This window comes from Sphingomonas sp. GW821-FHT10F11 (assembly GCF_058809095.1).
Genome location: NZ_JBXASH010000003.1, coordinates 471,350 through 491,162, shown reverse-complemented (window position 1 = coordinate 491,162; position 19,813 = coordinate 471,350). Strand labels below are relative to the sequence as shown.

Below are 19,813 nucleotides of genomic sequence, written 5' to 3'. Positions count from 1 at the left end.
CCACCTCCATGGATGCTGAGACCAGATTGCCCGATGTCGTCGCGCTGACCAAGGCGCTGATCGCCTGCGAGAGCGTTACCCCTGCACAGGGCAGCGTGTTCGACGTCCTCGAAGCGGCGCTGGTGCCGCTCGGCTTCGGGGTGGATCGCTTCATCATCGGCGAGGCGCCGGACGGCCCAGTCGAGAACCTCCTCGCCGTACGCGGGAGCGGCGGGCCGCATTTCGCCTTTGCCGGCCATCTCGATGTCGTGCCGCCGGGCGCGGGCTGGACTAGCGGTGCCTTCGAGCCGGAGATCCGCGGCGGCCTGCTGCACGGACGCGGCGCGGTCGACATGAAGGGCGCGATCGCTGCCTTCGTCGCAGCGCTGGGCCGGGCGCCCGCCATGGGCACGCAAAGCCTGATCATCACCGGAGACGAGGAAGGCCCCGCCATCTTCGGCACCCGCGCGCTGATCGATCGCATGAGCGAGCGCGGCCTGAAGCCCGATTTCTGCCTGGTAGGCGAGCCCACCTCCGTCGCGCGGCTCGGCGACATGATCAAGATCGGGCGGCGCGGCTCGGTCAATATCTGGATCGACGTGCCCGGCCGGCAGGGCCATGTCGCCTACCCCCATCTTGCCGACAATCCGATCCCGAAGCTGGTCACGATCCTCGCCGAGATCGACGCGATCGTGCTGGACCAGGGCAATGAATGGTTCCAGCCCTCCAATATCGAGGCGACCGACATCACCGTCGGCAATCCCGCGACCAATGTGATCCCAGCGCACGCCTCGGCGCGGCTCAGCATCCGCTACAACGACCTGCACAAGGGCGATGACCTCGCCGCGCGGATCGAGGAGATCGTCCACCGCCACGCCCCCGAAGGGAAGATGATTGCGCGGGTCTCGGGCGATGCTTTCCTTACCGCCCCAGGGGCGCTCTCGACGCTGATCGGCGACGCGATCGAGGCACAGCAGGGCATCCGGCCGGAACTGTCGACCACCGGTGGGACTTCCGACGCGCGCTTCCTGTCGGCGCTCTGCCCCGTCGTCGAATTCGGCCTGATCAACGCGACGATGCATAAGCTCGACGAAGCGGTGGCGATCGACGACCTGATCGCACTGACCGACATCTACGCCGATATCATCGGGCATATCGGCGCGTCAAAAAGCACCAGTTAAGCGATTCAGATGACTCGCGATTCCCCGCGACTCGTGGTGACTCCTAGGTTTTTATAGACGGGAGTCGCGCACCCGCGTAATGTTCGTTTAACCATAACGGTAACCGGACATGCCCATCGAACCCTGGTTCATTGTCGCGATCGTCTGCAGCCTGGGGGGGTATGCCGTTTATCTGACCGGCCTGCGTCGTCAGTTGGTGCAGCCCAATCGAGCCTCCTGGCTGATCTGGAGCGCGGCAACCGCGGTCGAGGCCGGCACCTACGCGGCCGTCAATCCGGGCGCGTTGCAAAGCTGGGTGTTCGCCCTCGCCTCGGTCGCCTGCATCGTCGTGACGATCGGCATCTGGCGCCGCTCCAACTGGGCCGCGCCGTCGCGCGGCGAGATGATCTGCATGGCCGCCTGTCTTGCCGCGCTCATCGTCTGGATCATCTCCAGCAACGCCTTCTGGGCACATATGCTCGTCGTCGCCGCGGTGCCGGTCAGCTTCTGGCCGACCTGGGAAAGCGTGTGGCAGGATCGCGCGCGCGAGCGTTCGCCCGCCTGGGGCCTGTGGACGGTCGGCGATCTCGCCACCCTGATCGTCGCGACCCGCAGCGGCGATCAGCATGTCGGCGAATATGCCTATTTGTTCGTCGAGCTGGCCTGCCATGCCAGCGTCTGGTTCATGGTCGGCCTCGCCACGATCAACCCGCTGCGCTCGCTCGGCTTCCGCAATGGGCGCTTCTACATCCTCGACGCGTACAGCCCCGCCGCGAACCTCTTCTCGGTTGGTGAGACGCATCTCGGCAAGACGGTCTATGCCGCGCTCGGCTTTGCCGAGGGCGACACCATCATCCGCTTCACCGGCCGCCGCTTCCGCGCCGATCGCGTGCCCAGCCTGATGCGCGGATCGAGCGACCGCTTCGTCCAGGTCACGCCCGATCACTATATGGGCCCGTCGGGGCGGATCGACGACCTGATCAACCATAGCTGCGCCCCCAATGCCGGCCTGCGCTTCGCGGTCGACGGCGTGTTCCTGGTCGCGGTGCGCGACATCGCGCCGGGCGAGGAGATCGCCTGGGATTATTCGACGACGCTCAAGGAATCGAACTGGCACATGATCTGCCAGTGCCGCAGCCCCGACTGCCGCCGCGTGATCGGCAATTTCGAAACCCTGGCGCCGGAACGGCAGGAATGGTTCCGCGCCCGCAACCTGGTCGCGCCCTATCTCCGGCGGAAGGATATGGTCGAGAAGCGGGATCGGGCCGCCTGACCCCATTAAAGCCCCTCCCTTTCAAGGGAGGGGTTGGGGGTGGGCGCGCGCGTCCGCGCGCTCAAAAGACTCAACAACCTCCGCGCAAATAGCGCCGATCGGGGCATCGAGCCCCGCTCGCCGCTGCCCCACCCCTTGCCCCTCCCCTGAAGGGGTGGGGTTAGTGTCTGGCAATCATATCTCTGATCCGCGCCGCCAGCGCCTCCATCGAGAACGGCTTGGTCACCAGCTCCATCCCCGCATCGAGCGGCCCGTCGCCAACTACCGCATTCTCCGCAAACCCGGTGATGAACAGCACCGGTATGCCCGGCCGCGCTGCTCGCGCCGCGTCCGCCACCTGCCGGCCGTTCATCCCGCCGGGCAGGCCGACATCGGTGACGAGCAGGTCGATCCGCGCCTCCGACTGCAGCACGGCCAGCGCCTCAGGCCCGTCGCCGGCCTCGATCGCGGCATAGCCCAGTTCGCCGAGGATCTCGGTCACAAGCATGCGCACCGCGGGCTCGTCGTCGACGACCAGCACCGCTTCGCCCCGGTTGCTGCGCGGCGCCTCGCGCGATCCGCCGGTCTGGCCGTCATCGTCGATCGGGCCGTCATGGCGCGGCAGATAGAGGCACATGGTCGTGCCCTGCCCGACCACTGACTCGATTCGCACCTGCCCGCCGGACTGGCGCGCGAAACCGTAGATCATGGAGAGGCCAAGCCCCGTACCCTGCCCCATCGGCTTGGTCGTGAAGAAGGGATCGAACGCCCGCGCGATCACCTCCGGCGTCATGCCGGTCCCGGTGTCGCCGACGCATAGCGTCAGATACGGTCCGGGAATCAGGTCGCGTTCCCGCGCCGCCTTGTCGTCGAGCAGGACCATGCCGGTCGCGATCGTCAGCCTGCCTCCGTCGGGCATCGCGTCGCGCGCATTGATGCACAGGTTGAGCAGCGCGTTCTCGAGCTGGTTGGGGTCGACCAGGGTCGGCAGCGATCCCGCCGCGCTGGCCACCTCGACCTGAACGCCCGGCCCGACCGTGCCGCGAACCAGATCCTCCATGCCCGCGACCAGCCGGTTGATGTCGATCGGCTTGGGGTCGAGCGGCTGGCGCCGGGCAAAGGCGAGCAGCCGGTGGGTCAGCGCGGCGGCCCGCCCCGACGCGGTCTGCGCGACGCCGATATAGCGCGACAGATCGGCGACCCGGCCCTGCTTCAGCCGCATCTGCATCATCTCCATCGCGCCCGAGATGGCCGTCAGCAGATTGTTGAAGTCATGCGCCAGCCCGCCGGTGAGCTGCCCGACCGCCTCCATCTTCTGCGCCTGGCGCAGTCGGTCCTCCAGCTCGCGCTGCCGCGTGACGTCGACACCAACACCGATCGCCGTCTCCGGCATCCCGTCCTCACCCAGCACGATATGGCTGCGTGTCATGATCCAGCGGATCGATCCGTCGGGGCGGAGTACGCGATATTCGATTTCGCCATCGTCGGTCGCATCGCGCGCATCGGCGATCGACTTCATCACCTTGGCGAGATCGTCGGGATGGATGCGCGCCAACACCTCCGTCATCGTCACGCCGCCCGACTGCTGCGACGCGTCGAAACCATAAAGTCGGGCAAAGCTCGCATCGCTGCTGAAACGGTCGGCGGCGACATCATAGGTCCACACCCCGACGCCATCCATCGCCTCGAGCACCAGCCGGGTCCGCTCCTCCGCGGCGAGCAGCACCTCCTGCCGGCGCCGCTCGTCGGTCACGTCGCGCGCAGTGGCGTAGATCCGCCCTTCAGCGAAATTGCCCCGCCAGGAAAGGGTGCGATAGTCGCCGTCCCGGGTCCTGAACCGGTTCTCGAAGCCGGAAACGGGCTCGCCCCGCGCAATCCGGGCGACCAGTTCCTGCGAGCGCTCGACGTCTTCGGGGTGGAGCATCCAGGCCAGGCGCTTGCCGATGATCTCATCGGCGGACCAGCCGAGCACGCGAGTCCAGGCCGGATTGACGCTCTGCCAGGTGCCGTCCGGGTCGGCGACGCCGAGCAGATCCTGGCTCACCTCCCAGATCCGGTCGCGCTCGGCGGTGCGATCAGCGACTTCCCCGGCAAGGCTCTCGTTCATCGCACGCAGCCGCGCGGTGGCCCGCACGCGCGCCACCGCGTCCCAGCAGAGCTGCGCCACCTCCTCGACCAGCGCGACCTCGCCCGGCGTCCAGGCACGCGGCTCGGCATGGCTCAGATAGAAGCCCGCTTCCCACCGCCCGTCACGGACCAGCGGTACACTCATCCCGGCGCGCGAACCGGTCGTATCAAGCGCGGCGTCTATGGGGCGCAGCGTGTCGGTCGGCGCACCGAAGACGAGCGTCCGGCCGGCGCGGATCACCGTGCCCAGTTCGGTGCCGAAGCTGGCCGACGGCACCGACCCCACCAGCGGAGGCAGCCCGCTCGCCCAGCATGCGCCATACTGGATGATGCTGTCGTCGATCACCTGGAAGAAGCCCGCGCGGTTGATCTTGAGCCTGCGCCCCACAGCCTCGGCGGTGAGCTGCATCACATCGTCGGGGTCCTGCTGCGCGCGTTGCCGCTCGACCAGCGCCAGGATGAACTCGCGCTCGTCCTTGGCGTGGCGCAGGGCCGCCTCGCTTCGCTTCGCCTCGGTGATGTCGAGCGTGACGCCCGAGAAGCGCTGCGGCCGCCCGTCCGGGCCGTTGCGGCTTCGCCCCTGCACTGCCAGCCAGCGCTCGGTACCGTCGGGCAGGACCAGGCGATATTCGGTCGAGACCGGGCTTTCCTGGACGAAAGCCGCCTGCATCACCTGGCTGAACGGCAGATAATCGTCCGGATGGATATGCGCGATATAGGCGGAGGCCGGCGCTCCCTCCCGCGCGAGCCTGGGGTCGACGCCGTAGAGCCGCGCCATGCGTTCGTCGCCGACCAGGATATCCCTGGCCAGGTCCCATTCCCAGGTGCCGACATTGCCCGAGGCGGCGAGCGCCATGGTCAACCGCTCCTCGCTGGCGCGTGACGACGCCTCCGCCAGCGCCTGGGCGGTCATGTCATGGCCCTGGCTCATCACGCCCAGCACCACGCCATTCTCGTCGCGGATCGGCGAGATGCTGTAGGTCCACCAGGTATCGGTCATCACGCCATGCAGGACCATCGGGATGTGCTGGTTCGAGGTCGAATAGCCTTCGCCGGTCTCGAGCACCGCTTCGAGCTGCGGGCCGACCAGGTGCCAGCTATCGTACCGCACCTCGGCGGCGGGGCGGCCAAGCGCCCAGGGATGCCGATCCGCGGTCACCTTCGCCGAGGCGTCATTGTAGAGCAGCCGAAGCTCCGGGCCCCAATAGAGCGCGATCGGAAAGCTGGAATGGAGGCACAGGCTGACCGCGACCTTGATCGCCATTGGCCAGTCCTGTGGAGGGCCGAACGGGTGATCCGACCAGTCGAAGCCGCGGATCAGCGCGCCCATCTCCCCGCCGCCGTCGAGGAAGCCGAGCGCGGGCGTCACCGCCGGGCCGGTCTGCGCATCAGGAACGGAAGCCTTGGGCATCGGGCCTCGATCTGCACCGCGGCCGGCATGTCCGGCCATGGCCTCCCGTGAGCACTGGCCCCTTTCCTGTCAACAAGGCGTGAAGCGCGCGGGAGAAGGTTAGAGCGCCGCCAGGTCGATCTCCGCATGGCGGTCGAGCGTGTCGTTCGCCTCGGGCATCGGGTATTTCAGGCCGGTCGCGCAGTTGAACAGGACGACGCGTTCGTCTTCATCGACCAGCCCGGTGCGGAGCGCCTCCTTGTACGCCGCGAGCGTCGCGCCGCCTTCGGGGCAGAGCAGCAGCCCGTCCTTCTTCGCGGCATCGTCCACTGCCTTGAGGATCGCCGGATCGCCCACCGCCATCGCCTGACCGCCGCTCTCCCGCACCGCGCGCAGGATCAGGAAGTCGCCGACCGCCTTCGGCACGCGGATGCCCGCGGCGACGGTCGCCGCATCCTCCCAGCGTTCCGCATGCTCGACGCCTTCGTCGAACGCCCGCACGATCGGCGCACAGCCCGATGCCTGCACCGCGAACATCCGCGGCCGCTGCGAGCCGATCCAGCCGAGCTTCTCCAGCTCCTCGAACGCCTTCCACATGCCGATCAATCCGGTGCCGCCGCCGGTCGGGTAGAAGATCGCGTCGGGCAGCTTCCAGCCGAACTGAGCGGCCAACTCCAGCCCCATCGTCTTCTTGCCCTCGATCCGATACGGCTCCTTAAGGGTCGAGAAGTCGAACCACAGCCCCGCCGCCGCCCCCTTGCCCACGATCGCCCCGCAATCGTCGATCAGCCCGTTGACGCGGTAGACCCGCGCGCCCTGCAACGCGATCTCGCGCACGTTGATCTCGGGCGTGTCGTCGGGACAAAAGACGATCGTCTCGATCCCGCACCGCGTCGCATAGGCGGCGAGCGCCGCACCGGCATTGCCGTTGGTCGGCATCGCGATCCTCCTGACGCCAAGCGCCTTGGCCATCGACACGGCCATGACGAGCCCGCGCGCCTTGAACGATCCGGTCGGCAGCCGCCCCTCGTCCTTGACCAGCACGTTCGGCCCGCCGGAGCGCGGGATCGGCACCAGCGGAGTCTCGATCTCGCCCAGGCTGACCACGTCGCGCGTGGCGCGCACCGGCAGCAGCTCGCGCCAGCGCCACATGTCGGTCGGCCGCGCGGCGACCATAGCCCGCGGGATCATCGCGCGGAGCATGGCGAGATCGTAACGCACCAGCAGCGGCCGCCCGACGCGGGACAGGCCATGGAGGGTGTCGGCCTCGTAGCGCTCACCCGTCATCGAGCATTCGAGGTGCGTGACGAAGGTCGGGCGATCAGTGGTGAGGTTCTCGTTCATTGGCTTCGGACCATTTCAACGATGCTTCTTGTGACCAGGCCGGACAAGGTCTCCGGCAGCTTGGGGATTTCCGCGACGGATGCCGAGCGTTGATAATAGCGACTGACCTCGAAGCCGACCCCGAACGCAGCCAAAGTGACTGAGGTGTCCGCTTCGATCGTTTGGATCACCGATCTCAAGTGACGCTCCATGTACGTGCCGCCATTCTGCATCAGCGTCGAATCGTCGACCGGCGCGCCGTCCGAGATCACCAGCAACAGCTTGCGCGGCTCGGTACGCACCTTGAGCAGCCCATAGGCCCAGTCAAGCGCTTCGCCGTCGACATTCTCGCGCAGCAAATCCGGGCGCAGCATCACCTCCCAGGCACCCTCCGAAAGAGCCGTGCCGAAATCCTGATAGACGATGTGCAGCAGCGCGCAGAGCCGGCCCGGGCGCTCCGGACGGCCGGCCTTCAGCCAATGCTGGCGCGGCTCTCCCCCTTTCCAGCCTAGCGTGGTGAAGCCGAGCAACGCGGTGTGCAGACCCATCGCGTGGAGATTATCGGCCAGCCACCGCGTCGCGGCGGCGGTGTGACGCATGCCATCGCCGCGCATCGACCCTGACTGGTCGACCAGGATGCAGACCGCCCAGTCCCTTGGCGCCGCCGCGGCGAGGTCGGCCGCGAGTGCCTGACGCAGCTGCTCGGAGCGATCGCGCGTGTAGGTGGCGAGGATCGCCCGGGAGGCATGGACCTCTTCGGCCCACAAGTCGGGATCGCGGAGCGCTCGGATCTGCGCACCATCCAGGCGATGGCCTCGTAGCGCCGCGGGCACGTCCTTCGCCGCCAGCGTCCGGTCGTGGTCGCGCGTATAGACGCGGTACGGGTCGCCGATATCCTCGACGGCGATGGTCTTTTCCCGTCGCCACCCGCCCCGCCGGGCCACCAGCCAGTAGATCAGCCCGCTAAGGAAAAGCGGCAGGGCCAGCCTGAGCCATTCGCCCAGATCGCCCCCCGCCGAATTCACTCGGGCTTCTTCGCCACCCCGACCAGCGCCGGGCGCAGCAGCCGGTCCTTGATCATGTACCCTGCCTGCATTTCCTGGACGATCGTGCCGGCCGGCTTGTCGCTGGGCAGCTCGAACATCGCCTGGTGGAAATTGGGGTCGAGCGTCTCGCCGAGTGTGCTCATCTTCTTGATGCCGTGGCGCTGGAACACCGATTCAAGCTCGCGGCCGGTCGCTTCCAGGCCGGCAACGACGCTCTTCAGCTTCTCGTCGTCGCGCAGCTCGGCCGGGATCGCCTCGAGCCCGCGGGCGAGATTGTCGGCGACCGACAGCAGGTCGCGTGCGAACGCGGTCGCGGCATAGGCACGCGCATCGGCCGCTTCCTTCTCGGCGCGACGGCGGACATTCTGTGCCTCGGCATGAGCGTACAGCACCGCCGATTTCGCTTCGGCCAGTTCGGCCTCGAGCTTCGACATGCGATCATGCTCGGCAAGCTCGGGGGCATCCTGCGCAGTCTCCTCGCGCAGGTCTTCGGCGGTGGGCGTTTCGATCTTTTCGTCTTCGATCATCTTGTGTCGCTTCGATCCTGTTAGGGCATGAGCCGCGCGAGTGTCGCGGCAGTGAAATCCACCATGGGCACGACGCGGGCATAGTTCAACCGAGTCGGCCCGATTACCCCGACCACGCCGACCACGCGTCCATCAAGGCCGCGGAACGGTTTCGCAATGACGGATGACCCCGAAAGCGAGAATAATTTATTCTCGGCGCCGATGAAGATGCGGGTCGCATCGCCGGCGCCGGCGCTGTCGAGCAGCCGGGCGATATCCTGTTTACCCTCCAGATCGTCGAGCAGATCGCTGATCCGCTCGAGGTCGGCCGCGGCGGCCGCGTCGATCAGCCGGCCCTGGCCGCGCACGATCAACACCGGGCGGCGATTGCCGTCCTCGCTCCAGATCGCCAGACCGCGTTCGACCAGGGCGCGGGCGACGGTGTCGACCAGCGCGCGCTCCTCGCCGATCTCGCGCTCGATCCGGGCGCGCGCCTGGCCGATGGTCAGGCCGGAGAGCATCGCGGTCATGTAATTGCCCGCCTCGACCAGCGATGAGGACGACACGCCGGGGGGAAGATCGATCACGCGGTTCTCGACCGATCCATCCTCGGCGACGAGCACGGCGAGCGCCTTATCGGCGGAGAGCGGCACGAAGCTCATCTGGCGCAGCACCAGCTCGCGCTTGGGGACCAGCACCAGCCCGGCACAGGCCGACAAACCAGAAAGCGCTGCGGTGGTCGCGGCGAGCGCTTCCTCGACCGGCCCGACCTGCGACACGCGCGATTCGATCGCGGCGCGCTCCTCGGCCGAGGGTTCGAGCGCCTGCATCATCCCATCGACGAACAGGCGCAGGCCGATCTCGGTCGGCAGCCGCCCCGCGCTGGTATGCGGCGAGGCAAGCAGGCCCAGCTCCTCGAGATCCTGCATCACATTGCGAATCGAGGCCGGCGACAGGTTGAGGCCGGAGAGATGCGCAATCGTCCGCGACCCGATCGGCGCGCCGGTATCGAGATAGCTTTCCACCACCACGCGAAACACATCGCGCGCGCGCTCGTTGAGCTCAGTGATCGGGGGGGCGGACATGGGAGTCATGTAAGGGCGGACGATGCGCGTCTCAACGCCGCTTGTCATCCCCGGCACTGGCCGATCATTCTGCGGCGCTTCACTTCTTCCACCCGACCATATCGTCAATCGGCAACAGAAGCGGCGCCTCGCTCATCGCCACGGCGATCGGATTGTCGCCGTTATAATTGTTGCACCCATAATAATATTGGAACTGCTGGATATCGCCCGCCGCGTTGCGCCAGGTGACGGTGACATAGGGGCTGTCGGTACCGGACTGCTCGCAACCCGGATCGCCGTCGACGATCCGCCACAGGCCGCTTTCGGGACGGAAGGGCGCGATCTTCTCGCTGAAGGCACGATAGTCCTTCGCGGTCAGCCAGAAGAGGTGCCTGCCCTCCATCGCGGTGAAACGTCCGCCGACGAAGGTGCCGTAGCCGCTGGGCTGCACCGTCACCTTGTAGACCGGGCAGCGACCGAAGCATTGGCTGGTTTCATAGGTGATCGCCTCGCCCTTGACCGACGCCGGAATCCCCAGCCCTTCTTTCGCCTGCGCGCATCCCGCGAACAGAAGCGCCGCAGCAACGATCCATCGCATCGCCATCATCACCCCGTCATGGCCGCGCGCAGGAGACTGGCGCAATCCCCGATCGCCGTCTAGGTGGCGAGGCCCAGTTTCAGGAGATTCCCCCATGCGCCCATCCGGCCGCGCCCCCGATCAGATGCGCACGATCACGATCGAGCCGCGCTTCACCCGTCATGCCGAAGGCTCCGTGCTGATCGGCTTCGGCGACACCAAGGTGCTGGTGACTGCCTCGGTCGAGGAGAAGGTCCCGCCGTTCCTGCGCGGCAAGGGTGAAGGCTGGGTCACCGCCGAGTACGGCATGCTCCCGCGCGCTACCCATACCCGCGGTCAGCGCGAGGCGGCGAAGGGCAAGCAGTCCGGCCGCACCCAGGAGATCCAGCGGCTGATCGGCCGCAGCCTTCGCGCCGTCACCGACATGAAGCTGCTCGGCGAGCGCCAGATCGTGCTCGATTGCGACGTGATCCAGGCAGACGGCGGCACGCGCACTGCCTCGATCTCGGGCGCCTGGGTCGCGTTGCGGCTCGCGATCGACGGGCTGCTCGCTTCGGGCAAGCTGACGGTCGACCCGCTGAGCCAGAAGGTCGCGGCGATCTCCTGCGGCATCTATAACGGCACGCCGGTGCTCGACCTCGACTATGACGAGGATTCGAACGCCGATGCGGACGCGAACTTCGTCCTGCTCGAGAACGGCAACATCGCCGAGGCACAGGCGACCGCCGAGGGCGCGACCTATGACGAGGAAGCGCTGCTCCGCCTGCTCCGCCTCGCGCGGATCGGCTGTTCGGACATCTTCGCCGCCCAGGCCAGGGCCGTCGCGAAATGACCGAAGTCCCGCCCCAGGCAATCCGCAAGCTCGCCCCCGGCAAGCTCGTCATCGCCAGCCACAACCCCGGCAAGGTGCGCGAGATCCTCGAAATGCTCGGCCCGTACGGGATCGAGCCGGTCTCGGCCGCCGAGCTGGACCTGCCCGAGCCGGAGGAAACCGGAACCACCTTCCTCGCCAATGCCGAGCTGAAGGCGCTTCAGGCAGCCGACCTGACCGGCTTGCCGGCGCTCGCCGACGACAGCGGCCTGTGCGTCGAGGCACTGAACGGCGATCCGGGAATCTTCTCCGCGCGCTGGGCGGGCGAAGGCAAGGACTTCCGGGTGGCGATGCAGCGGGTCAACGATGCGATCGAGGCGGTAGGCCCCGAGGCAAGCCGCGATGCGCATTTCACCTGCGTACTCGCGCTCGCCTGGCCCGACGGGCATGTCGAGTGGTTCGAGGGGCGGGTCGACGGCACGCTCGTCTGGCCCCCGCGCGGGACCGGCGGGTTCGGCTACAACCCGATCTTCGTGCCCGAAGGCAGCGAGCAGACCTTCGCCGAAATGCCCGATGCGAAAAAGGCGATCAGCCACCGCGCACGGGCATTCGATGCGATGATGGCGGCAGTGCTCTAAAACCCCTTTATGGGAACTGCCCGACCACGTTGCCCGGCGGCGTGTAGCGGCACACAAGATAGTCGTCCGTCGCATTGCTCGCCGTGGCGCAGCCGAACTGCGTGGTGCGGCGCCAGATGATCTGGGTGTAATGCGCCACATCCTCCCAGCGCCCTGTCACGCTGAAGTTCGGGGTCGGGCCACGGCGATAGTCGCGGCGTTCGTCGACCCAGTGGGCGGCCATTTCCTCGTAGCGATAGGCGCCGCGGGTGCCGGTCCAGAGATTCTCGCCCTGGCGCCCGGGTCCCGGGGGCTGTGCCGCATGTTCGAACTTGCCGGTGCGCGCCAGTTCGCGGGCATAGCGCTCGGCGTCAGCCGCCAGGGTCGGGTTCCAGACCAGCGCAGACACTCCGGCCGCGGCGCGGGCGCGGTTATGCGCGTCGATCATCGCCTGGCGCATCAGCGCCTCGCCGCGCGGGGCGACCCCTGAGAAGCCGCGCTCCTCGATCACCCGCTCGCTCTGGGGCGGGGCGGCGGCGGAGCAGCCCGTCAGCACCACCAGCGCCATCAGCAGAAACCGCATCTTCGCCCTGCCTCTTCCCTGGCCTCGTTCGCACGATCATATGGGGCGCGCATGACCGATCCCCAAACGCCGCCGCTCGCGCTCTATGTCCATTGGCCGTTCTGCGTGTCGAAATGCCCCTATTGCGACTTCAACAGCCATGTCCGCGCCGAGGTCGACCAGGCGGCGTGGCGCGCCGCCCTGCTCGCCGACCTGCATCACGAAGCGGAGCAGCTGCCGGGCCGAACGCTCGGCTCGATCTTCTTCGGCGGCGGCACTCCCTCGCTGATGCCGCCCGAAACGGTGGCGGCGGTGATCGAGGCGGCGGAACAGGCCTGGGGCTTCGCGCCCGATATCGAGATCACGCTCGAAGCCAACCCCTCCTCGGTCGAAGCGGCACGCTTCGCCGATATCGCCGCGGCGGGGGTGAACCGCGTATCGCTCGGCCTTCAGGCACTCGACGACCAGGCATTGAAGTTCCTCGGCCGGGCACACGACCAGACCGAGGGGCTGGCAGCACTCGACACCGCGCAACGGGCTTTCGAGCGCGTGAGCTTCGACCTGATCTATGCCCGGCCCGACCAGCGGCTGGCCGACTGGGAGGCGGAGCTGGCCCGGGCGATCGGCTTCGGCACCGAGCATCTGTCGCTGTACCAGCTCACCATCGAACCCGGCACGCGCTTCGCCACCGAGGCAGCGGCGGGACGGATCGTCATTCCCGACGGCGACAGCGCCGCCGACCTGTTCGAGGCGACGCGGGCGATCACCGCCTCCGCCGGCATCCCCGCCTATGAGATCTCCAATCATGCCCGGGCAGGTGCCGAGAGCCGGCACAACCTGACCTATTGGCGCTACCGCGACTATGCCGGGATCGGGCCGGGCGCGCATGGCCGGCGCGGCGGGCTGGCCACGGTGCGCCGCAAGAAGCCCGAAAACTGGATGAGCGCGATCGAGCGCAACCAGCACGGCACCGAGAGCGAGGAAGCGCTCGCGCCGCATACCCGCGCGACCGAAGCGTTGCTGATGGGGCTGCGCCTGCGCGAGGGTGTCGATCTCGCGCGGATCGCGCGGCTGGGCGAGACGAGTGTCGATGCCCTGATCCACTGGCCCGCCGCGGTCCGGTTACAGGAACAGGGGCTGCTTGTCCGAGACGGCGACCATCTGACCGTGACCGAAGCGGGCATGTTGTTGCTCGATGCGATCCTGCCCGAGATCGTCAACGACGCCGCCTGAGCGTCCAACAAAAGCGCCGTTTTCCGGTTTCTTTTTTTCTTCCGCTGTTATGTTGGATTTTGGCGGCTAATTACGCCTTTATTTCCAGTCACTTGCGCCGCGTTACCGCTGTTATGGATAACAGCGGAAAAAACAGCGGAAAATGCCGCATTTTTCCGCTGTTTTTTGGCTGGAATCGCGGAAAAACCGTCCAACACATCATCGACCATGAGAAAGAGCGAACCGGACGCCAGGCGCCCGATTCGCTCTTTGATCCTATGTCTCGCGGGCGATTTGAATCAGAAACCGGTCGGCGCCGGCGAGACCACCACGGTCGTCCCGGCCCGGATCTCCTGCACCTCGAGCGCGCGTTCGGCGACGCTGTCGCGGCCGAAGCGGAACGGGCCGTCGATACCGACGAAACCACCCGTATCGCGCAGCCGCGCCTCGGGGAACGGGCTGCCGACCGGCCAGTCGCGCGCGATACGCACCGTCAGCAGCACCGAATCATAGCCGAGGCTCGACAGCCGATAGGGCGCGGCACCGAAGCGGGCGCGGTATTTCGCGGCATATTGACGGTAGAGAGTGTCCGACACGCTGGCGAACCAGGCGCCGCTCAAGGTCGGCCGGCCCGTGATCGAGGTTTCCAGATTCCATTGATCGGTGCCCAGGATATGCGCGGTCGCCCCGCCGTTGCGGCGGATCAGCGGGACGGCGGTTGCCGCGGTCGCGCCGCTATCGGCGATCAGCACCGCGCCGAACGGTGCATTCTGCGCCAGGCGGGTGATCGCCGTAGTGATCGCGCCGGGTGCGCGGTCATAGGTCTGGAGCGAGCGCACCTGCCCGCCCGCGCTTTCGACCGAGCGCAGGAATGCGGTGGACGCACGCTCGCCAAAGGTGCCGTTGGGGACGAGCCCGGCGAAATCCGTGACGCCGCGCCCTTTGGCATAGTCGACCACGCGCTCGATCGCCTGGGCGGGCGCATAGCCCATCAGATAGGCGCCGTTGCCGGCGGCGGTCACGTCGTTGGAGAAGCTGATGACGGGCACGCCCGCACGCCGGGCGATCGGCGTCACCACGCGAACATCCTCGCCGAGCAGCGGCCCGAGGATCAGCTTGTTGCCTTCGGCCAGGGCGCGTTGCGCGGCGGCGGCGGCACCGCCATTGGTGTCGTAGGTGGTGATCCGCACCTTCTCGTTCTTCGTATCGAGCAGGGCGAGCTGGGTCGCGTTGGCGAGGCTCTGGCCGACCCCGGCATTGGTGCCGGTCAGCGGCACGAGCAGCGCGACGCGGTGGCGCGCGACGTCGACCGGGATGCCGGGCTGGATTTGCCCGCTATCCTGAACGGGGCGCGGCGGCGGCGGCGCGACGGGCCCGGGGCCGCGCGGAACGACTGACTGACAGGCGCTCAGGACCAGTGTGCCGGCGATGATTGCTGCACGAAGGAGCTTCGCTCCCCGTTGCGGTATCGATAGGGCCTCTGCCATGACTGCTCCAATGAACGCCGAACTCGCGCCCGGTCTCTATATCGTTGCCACCCCGATCGGCAATCTTGGCGATCTGAGCCCGCGCGCCGCGCATATACTCTCGAACGCCGCCGTAGTTGCGGTCGAAGACTCGCGTGTGACGGCGGGCCTGCTGCGTCATATCGGCGTCAAACGGCCAATGACACCCTATCATGACCATAATGCCGAACATGTCCGCCCGGGCCTGATCGCGCGGATGGGCAGCGAGGCGGTGGCTTTGGTGTCCGATGCCGGAACGCCGTTGATCTCCGATCCCGGTTACAAGCTGGTCCGCGACGCGCGGGCGGCGGGGCATCTGGTGGTGACGATTCCCGGCCCCTGCGCCGCGATCGCCGCGCTGACTCTCGCAGGACTCCCGACCGACCGGTTCCTCTATTGCGGCTTCCTGCCGCCCAAGGCGCAGGCGCGCGCGGCGGCGATCGCCGAGATCGGATCGGTGCGGGCGACGCTGGTGCTGTACGAATCGGGGCCGCGGCTGGGGGCGATGCTGGCGGCGCTGGCCGAGGGACTGGGCGACCGCGAAGCGGCGGTGACGCGAGAGATCACCAAGAAGTTCGAAGAGGCAGTGACGGGGACTTTGTCATCGCTGGCCACGCGCTATGCCGATGCGCCGCCCCGGGGGGAGATCGTCGTGGTGGTGGCGCCGCCGGGGGAGCCCGAGGCGGCTAGCGTGGACGATGCCGAGGCGGCGCTGGTGGAGGCTTTGACCCGCCTGCCGATGGCAAAGGCGGTGAGCGAAGTGGCGAAGAAGCTCGGGGTGGATCGCAAGGAGCTTTATGCGCGGGCGCTGGAGATGAAGGGGTGATGGGCCTCTTTCATTCCTCCCCCACAGGGGGAGGGGGACCGCCCGCTTCTTCAGCGGGTGGTGGAGGGGCTTGGAGCGCTGCCACGTTGCCGCGCTCCAAGCCCCTCCACCACTTCGTGGTCCCCCTCCCCGTTCCGGGGAGGAATTAGTGGTGCGCGACCGCCGTGTTGCCGAAGCTGCCGGCCGCCGTGGCGAGCGGCTGGCCGGGTGGTGGCTGCGGCTCAAGGGCTGGCGCATCCTCGACCGGCGCGTGCGCACGCCGGCGGGCGAAGTCGATCTGGTCGCGCGGCGTGGCAACCTCGTTGCGTTCGTCGAGGTGAAGATGCGCAAGACCTCGGCCGAACTCGACTTCGCGATCGACGAGCGGCGGCTGTCGCGGGTCGCGGCGGCGGCGGAGTTCCTGATGCCGAAATATGCCGGGCCGGGCGACGACATCCGCGTCGACGTGATCCTGCTCGCGCCCGGCACGCGGCCGCGCCATATCGAGAATGCGTGGATCGGGTGACTTCCGCGCGAGCGCACCCTACATCGCCGCCACCACCGCACGAACAAGAGGTCCCTAGATGCTCACCGTGGCCGTCCAGATGGACCCGCTCGATTCGATCAACATCGCGGGCGATTCGACCTTTGCGCTGATGCTGTCGGCGCAGGCCCGCGGGCATGAGCTGTTCCACTACACCGCCGAGGACCTGAACTATGCCGACGGCCGAGTCTGGACCAGGGCGCATCCGGTGACGGTGCAGCGTGTCGCCGGCAACCATTTCAGCTTCGGCGAGCCGATCAGCCTCGATCTCGGCAAAGAGGCCGATGTCGTGCTGATGCGGCAGGACCCGCCCTTCGACCTCGGCTATATCACCGCGACCCATCTGCTCGAACGCATCGCGCACGAGACGTTGGTGGTGAACGACCCGGTGAACGTACGCAACGCGCCGGAAAAGGTCTTCGTGCTCGACTATGCGCGTTTCATGCCGCCGACCCTGGTCACGCGGTCGCTCGACGAGGCGCGGGCCTTTCTCGCCCAGCACGGCGAGATCGTGGTCAAGCCGCTGCACGGCAATGGCGGCAAGGCGATCTTCAAGGTCGGCAGCGACGGCGCCAACCTCTCCGCGCTGATCGAGGTGTTCAACACCGCGTACCGCGAGCCGCACATGATCCAGGCCTTCCTCCCCGATGTGGCGAAGGGCGACAAGCGCATCGTGCTGGTCGACGGCGCGGTCGCGGGTGCGATCAACCGAGTGCCGGGCGCAGGGGAGATCCGGTCCAATCTCGCGGTCGGCGGGTCGGCCGAGAAGACCGTGCTGACGCCCGAGGAGCAGGAGATCTGCGCGGTGCTCGGGCCCGAGCTGAAGAAGCGCGGGCTGCTGTTCGTCGGTATCGACGTGATCGGCGGCAAGTGGCTGACCGAGATCAACGTCACCTCGCCCACCGGCATCGTCGCGATCGAGCGGTTCGACGGGACCGATGTGGCGGGCCTGATCTGGGATGCGATCGAGGCGAAGGTCGGGCGTGCTTGATTCTCCCCTCCCGTTTGCGGGAGGGGGAGTTTCAATGACCGAGTTCATCATCGATCTGACCGCCTGGGGCGGATATTTCGGCATCTTCCTGCTGATGGTGCTGGAGAATGTCTTCCCGCCGATCCCGTCCGAGGTGATCATGGGGCTGGGCGGCATCGCCGTCGCGCGCGGGCAGATGGAGGCTGTGCCGCTGATCGCGGTCGGCACGGCGGGGACGGTCGTCGGCAATTATTTCTGGTACGCGCTGGGCCGGCGCTTCGGCTATCTCGGGCTGAAGCCATGGGTCGACCGGCACGGCCGCTGGCTGACCGTCGACTGGCATGAGGTCGAGCGGCTCCACACTTTCTTCACGCGGCACGGCGAGTGGATCGTCTTCGTGTTCCGCTTCATGCCGGCCTTCCGCACGATCATCTCATTGCCCGCCGGCATGACCTGCATGCCGCGCTGGCGCTTCCTGCTGTGGACGGCGGCGGGCAGCATCGTGTGGAACTGCTTCCTGACCTGGGGCGGCTATTATCTCGGCGCGAATTTCCATCAGCTGGACCGGTTCATCGGACCCGGCGCGGTGGCGATCATGGCCGGGATCCTGCTGGTCTATGTCTGGCGCCTGTTCACCTGGAAACCGCGCCATTAGCACCCTCCTTCCTGGCTTTCCGGCGAAGCCAGTGTCCTGAGCCCGCGGAACCGCCGACAATCCCCTGGCGGCTGATTGGCTCAAGCCATCAGACTGGAATCATTCGATTCCGAAAATTGCCCTTTGCGCTTGCCATTCCTGCCGAAACGACCGAACCTTCTCGTCGGGAGGGGAAGATGATGAAACCAGGATTTTTTCTGGCGGCGGCAATTCTTGGCACCGCCACCGTTCCGGCACTTGCGCAAGATTCGGATGCTCCCGGCCTGGGTGAAGTCGTTGTTACCTCCAACCGGCTCAACGCGCGTTTTGCTCAACAGGATCGCCCCGTGGTCGGGCTTCGCAGGCAAGCCGATTCGGCGGTGCTGCAACTCGCGATCTCGTCGGACTCGCGCGATGAGGCAACCCGCAAGCGCGAAATTCACGCCATGTTGCTTGCGGCGCTCGATCGCGCCGCTGCCGCCGGGGTCGAACTGGTTACGGGCAACTTCGAACTGATCCCGATCACCAGGGCGAGCTACCAGGATCTGCCCCTGAGATCGGCGGGACGCGTGGATACCAGCCAGGCGAACCTCATGGTCAAGGTCAAGCTCGCCGGATCGACCGCCGCCGCGGAACAGCGCCTCGATGCCTTCATCAAAGCTGTTCCGCGTACGGGCCGCGGGACGATCGACAGGGCGGGCGTGTTGACGCTTACCATCGTCAACCCCGACCAGTATCGCGACGCGATCGTAAAGTTGGTGGCTGACAATGCCCGCCACTATGCCGCGATGTTCGGCCCCGACTATGCCGTCCAGGTCAGCGGCGTCGACGGGCAGGTCTTCTGGTCACAGGTGAGCGGAACCGATGTGTTCCTCTATGTGCCCTACCGCTACACGATCGTTCCCAAATGATTCTGATCGGAAAGAAGCAATGAAAGCATTTGCCTTCGCCGTTCTCGGCTGCCTGGCTTTTGTCGCTAGCCCAACCCTCGCGCAGGATGATAGCGGGGGTCTCGGTGAGATCCTTGTCACTGGCACGCGGCTAAACAGCCTTTCAGGACCCGCCACCGTCATCCAGCAGCCTCCGGTCATCGGATTGAAACGGATGGCGGATTCGGCGGTGCGGACCATAGAGATCGTCTCGGACTCGCGCGATGAGGGAATGCGGAAGCGCGAGGTCCACGCGATGCTGCTCGACGCGATCGACCGCGCGAAACGCGACGGATTCAGCCTTGTCACCGGTCAGTTCGAGCTGGTCGAGGTCACGCGCGCCAACTGGCAGGACCAGTTCCCCGCCCTCGCGGGCAAGCTCAATTCGACCGACGAAGACGCAGACGATGACGACGAAAACGGATCGGAGGCAGCGTTCGAGGATGATGGAAGCACGGCGACCGTGCGTTTGAAGGTGAAGACAAAACTGGACGGCTCGATTGGCAGCGCCCAGCAGAAGATCAACGGCTTTGTCAAATCCGTCCCCGCCACCGGTCGCTCGCAGATCGAGCAGAAGGGCGAACTGGCCCTCACGATCATCAATCCCGAACAATATCGCGACGAAATCTATCGCCGTATCGCCACCGGTTCCAAACACGCCGTCGAATTTTACGGACCGGACTATGGCCTGGACGTCACCGGCCTGGATGAAAGCATCGCCTGGAAGCAAGTGAGCAATACCGAGGTATTTCTTTACATTCCCTACCGATTTTCGATCAGAAAGTAATCTTCGATCATTT

The 19,813-nt window shown here is 66.8% G+C and carries 20 protein-coding genes; 11 read left to right on the top strand and 9 right to left on the bottom strand.

Features of this window, described 5'->3' with window-relative positions; translation table 11 throughout:
- Positions 1-8: 8 nt before the first annotated feature.
- Entirely contained in the window at positions 9-1,160 is a 1,152-nt protein-coding gene (gene dapE / locus AC1RT8_RS12720; protein ID WP_493076016.1) for a succinyl-diaminopimelate desuccinylase, read from the top strand.
- 109 nt (positions 1,161-1,269) lie between these two features.
- Entirely contained in the window at positions 1,270-2,412 is a 1,143-nt protein-coding gene (locus AC1RT8_RS12715; RefSeq protein ID WP_493076015.1) for an SET domain-containing protein, read from the top strand.
- A 160-nt stretch (positions 2,413-2,572) separates the two neighbouring features.
- Here AC1RT8_RS12715 and AC1RT8_RS12710 read toward each other — a convergent pair whose 3' ends face one another.
- The 6 genes from AC1RT8_RS12710 to AC1RT8_RS12685 all read right to left on the bottom strand — a co-directional run bounded on the left by AC1RT8_RS12710 (position 2,573) and on the right by AC1RT8_RS12685 (position 10,454).
- Entirely contained in the window at positions 2,573-5,929 is a 3,357-nt protein-coding gene (locus tag AC1RT8_RS12710; protein WP_493076014.1) for a PAS domain-containing protein, read from the bottom strand.
- 99 nt (positions 5,930-6,028) lie between these two features.
- Positions 6,029-7,252 carry a threonine synthase gene (locus tag AC1RT8_RS12705; protein ID WP_493076013.1) on the bottom strand — a complete coding sequence of 408 codons (1,224 nt, stop codon included), beginning with the start codon at positions 7,250-7,252 and terminating at the stop codon, positions 6,029-6,031.
- Positions 7,249-8,256 (bottom strand): cobaltochelatase CobT-related protein, encoded by a 1,008-nt coding sequence (locus tag AC1RT8_RS12700; protein WP_493076012.1) that lies wholly within the window; start codon positions 8,254-8,256, stop codon positions 7,249-7,251. Before AC1RT8_RS12700 ends, AC1RT8_RS12705 begins: the two co-directional genes overlap by 4 nt.
- The gene (grpE, locus tag AC1RT8_RS12695; RefSeq protein WP_493076011.1) at positions 8,253-8,804 is read right to left on the bottom strand and encodes a nucleotide exchange factor GrpE; all 552 of its coding nucleotides are present in this window, start codon (positions 8,802-8,804) and stop codon (positions 8,253-8,255) included. The genes AC1RT8_RS12700 and grpE overlap by 4 nt, the downstream gene beginning before the upstream one ends.
- Positions 8,805-8,824: 20 nt before the next feature.
- Entirely contained in the window at positions 8,825-9,868 is a 1,044-nt protein-coding gene (hrcA, locus tag AC1RT8_RS12690) for a heat-inducible transcriptional repressor HrcA (RefSeq protein WP_493076010.1), read from the bottom strand.
- Between the two features lie 79 nt (positions 9,869-9,947).
- Positions 9,948-10,454 (bottom strand): DUF6438 domain-containing protein, encoded by a 507-nt coding sequence (locus AC1RT8_RS12685; RefSeq protein ID WP_493076009.1) that lies wholly within the window; start codon positions 10,452-10,454, stop codon positions 9,948-9,950.
- Between the two features lie 85 nt (positions 10,455-10,539).
- On the opposite strand from AC1RT8_RS12685, the gene rph reads away from it, so the two are divergent.
- Both rph and rdgB read left to right on the top strand, forming a co-directional pair.
- Positions 10,540-11,256, top strand: a complete 717-nt coding sequence (gene rph, locus AC1RT8_RS12680; protein ID WP_465172202.1) for a ribonuclease PH — start codon at positions 10,540-10,542, stop codon at positions 11,254-11,256.
- Positions 11,253-11,873, top strand: coding sequence for an RdgB/HAM1 family non-canonical purine NTP pyrophosphatase (rdgB, locus tag AC1RT8_RS12675; protein ID WP_493076008.1), 621 nt, complete (start codon positions 11,253-11,255; stop codon positions 11,871-11,873). Before rph ends, rdgB begins: the two co-directional genes overlap by 4 nt.
- A gap of 7 nt (positions 11,874-11,880) precedes the next feature.
- On the opposite strand, the gene AC1RT8_RS12670 is transcribed toward rdgB, so the two are convergent.
- On the bottom strand, positions 11,881-12,435 hold the full coding sequence (locus AC1RT8_RS12670; RefSeq protein ID WP_493076007.1) for a CAP domain-containing protein: 555 nt from the start codon (positions 12,433-12,435) through the stop codon (positions 11,881-11,883).
- 51 nt (positions 12,436-12,486) lie between these two features.
- Here AC1RT8_RS12670 and hemW point away from each other — a divergent pair, with 51 nt between their 5' ends.
- The gene (hemW, locus tag AC1RT8_RS12665) at positions 12,487-13,647 is read left to right on the top strand and encodes a radical SAM family heme chaperone HemW (protein ID WP_493076006.1); all 1,161 of its coding nucleotides are present in this window, start codon (positions 12,487-12,489) and stop codon (positions 13,645-13,647) included.
- Between the two features lie 47 nt (positions 13,648-13,694).
- Here hemW and AC1RT8_RS12660 read toward each other — a convergent pair whose 3' ends face one another.
- Both AC1RT8_RS12660 and AC1RT8_RS12655 read right to left on the bottom strand, forming a co-directional pair.
- Positions 13,695-13,856 carry a hypothetical protein gene (locus AC1RT8_RS12660; RefSeq protein ID WP_493076005.1) on the bottom strand — a complete coding sequence of 54 codons (162 nt, stop codon included), beginning with the start codon at positions 13,854-13,856 and terminating at the stop codon, positions 13,695-13,697.
- Positions 13,857-13,925: 69 nt separating this feature from the next.
- Positions 13,926-15,113 (bottom strand): penicillin-binding protein activator, encoded by a 1,188-nt coding sequence (locus AC1RT8_RS12655; RefSeq protein ID WP_493076004.1) that lies wholly within the window; start codon positions 15,111-15,113, stop codon positions 13,926-13,928.
- A 10-nt stretch (positions 15,114-15,123) separates the two neighbouring features.
- Here AC1RT8_RS12655 and rsmI point away from each other — a divergent pair, with 10 nt between their 5' ends.
- From rsmI to AC1RT8_RS12625, 6 genes are all read left to right on the top strand, one after another.
- On the top strand, positions 15,124-15,957 hold the full coding sequence (gene rsmI / locus AC1RT8_RS12650) for a 16S rRNA (cytidine(1402)-2'-O)-methyltransferase (RefSeq protein WP_493076003.1): 834 nt from the start codon (positions 15,124-15,126) through the stop codon (positions 15,955-15,957).
- A gap of 151 nt (positions 15,958-16,108) precedes the next feature.
- A complete protein-coding gene (locus AC1RT8_RS12645) occupies positions 16,109-16,462 on the top strand; it encodes a YraN family protein (protein WP_493076002.1) in 354 nt (117 codons plus the stop codon).
- A 58-nt stretch (positions 16,463-16,520) separates the two neighbouring features.
- The gene (gshB, locus tag AC1RT8_RS12640) at positions 16,521-17,471 is read left to right on the top strand and encodes a glutathione synthase (protein WP_493076001.1); all 951 of its coding nucleotides are present in this window, start codon (positions 16,521-16,523) and stop codon (positions 17,469-17,471) included.
- A gap of 34 nt (positions 17,472-17,505) precedes the next feature.
- On the top strand, positions 17,506-18,105 hold the full coding sequence (locus tag AC1RT8_RS12635) for a DedA family protein (RefSeq protein WP_493076000.1): 600 nt from the start codon (positions 17,506-17,508) through the stop codon (positions 18,103-18,105).
- Between the two features lie 176 nt (positions 18,106-18,281).
- Positions 18,282-18,995 carry a TonB-dependent receptor gene (locus AC1RT8_RS12630; RefSeq protein ID WP_493075999.1) on the top strand — a complete coding sequence of 238 codons (714 nt, stop codon included), beginning with the start codon at positions 18,282-18,284 and terminating at the stop codon, positions 18,993-18,995.
- A 19-nt stretch (positions 18,996-19,014) separates the two neighbouring features.
- Positions 19,015-19,800, top strand: a complete 786-nt coding sequence (locus tag AC1RT8_RS12625; protein WP_493075998.1) for a hypothetical protein — start codon at positions 19,015-19,017, stop codon at positions 19,798-19,800.
- Positions 19,801-19,813 lie beyond the last annotated feature (13 nt).

Excerpts from the sequence above, each read along its gene's own strand:
- AC1RT8_RS12660 (WP_493076005.1), bottom strand. The coding sequence starts at position 13,856 with ATGGTCGATGATGTGTTGGACGGTTTTTCCGCGATTCCAGCCAAAAAA.
- AC1RT8_RS12625 (WP_493075998.1), top strand. The coding sequence starts at position 19,015 with ATGAAAGCATTTGCCTTCGCCGTTCTCGGCTGCCTGGCTTTTGTCGCT.
- AC1RT8_RS12685 (WP_493076009.1), bottom strand. The coding sequence starts at position 10,454 with ATGATGGCGATGCGATGGATCGTTGCTGCGGCGCTTCTGTTCGCGGGA.
- dapE (WP_493076016.1), top strand. The coding sequence starts at position 9 with ATGGATGCTGAGACCAGATTGCCCGATGTCGTCGCGCTGACCAAGGCG.
- AC1RT8_RS12635 (WP_493076000.1), top strand. The coding sequence starts at position 17,506 with ATGACCGAGTTCATCATCGATCTGACCGCCTGGGGCGGATATTTCGGC.
- AC1RT8_RS12710 (WP_493076014.1), bottom strand. The coding sequence starts at position 5,929 with ATGCCCAAGGCTTCCGTTCCTGATGCGCAGACCGGCCCGGCGGTGACG.
- AC1RT8_RS12705 (WP_493076013.1), bottom strand. The coding sequence starts at position 7,252 with ATGAACGAGAACCTCACCACTGATCGCCCGACCTTCGTCACGCACCTC.
- hemW (WP_493076006.1), top strand. The coding sequence starts at position 12,487 with ATGACCGATCCCCAAACGCCGCCGCTCGCGCTCTATGTCCATTGGCCG.
- AC1RT8_RS12655 (WP_493076004.1), bottom strand. The coding sequence starts at position 15,113 with ATGGCAGAGGCCCTATCGATACCGCAACGGGGAGCGAAGCTCCTTCGT.
- grpE (WP_493076011.1), bottom strand. The coding sequence starts at position 8,804 with ATGATCGAAGACGAAAAGATCGAAACGCCCACCGCCGAAGACCTGCGC.
- AC1RT8_RS12715 (WP_493076015.1), top strand. The coding sequence starts at position 1,270 with ATGCCCATCGAACCCTGGTTCATTGTCGCGATCGTCTGCAGCCTGGGG.
- gshB (WP_493076001.1), top strand. The coding sequence starts at position 16,521 with ATGCTCACCGTGGCCGTCCAGATGGACCCGCTCGATTCGATCAACATC.
- AC1RT8_RS12670 (WP_493076007.1), bottom strand. The coding sequence starts at position 12,435 with ATGCGGTTTCTGCTGATGGCGCTGGTGGTGCTGACGGGCTGCTCCGCC.
- rph (WP_465172202.1), top strand. The coding sequence starts at position 10,540 with ATGCGCCCATCCGGCCGCGCCCCCGATCAGATGCGCACGATCACGATC.
- AC1RT8_RS12630 (WP_493075999.1), top strand. The coding sequence starts at position 18,282 with ATGATGAAACCAGGATTTTTTCTGGCGGCGGCAATTCTTGGCACCGCC.
- rsmI (WP_493076003.1), top strand. The coding sequence starts at position 15,124 with ATGAACGCCGAACTCGCGCCCGGTCTCTATATCGTTGCCACCCCGATC.
- rdgB (WP_493076008.1), top strand. The coding sequence starts at position 11,253 with ATGACCGAAGTCCCGCCCCAGGCAATCCGCAAGCTCGCCCCCGGCAAG.
- hrcA (WP_493076010.1), bottom strand. The coding sequence starts at position 9,868 with ATGTCCGCCCCCCCGATCACTGAGCTCAACGAGCGCGCGCGCGATGTG.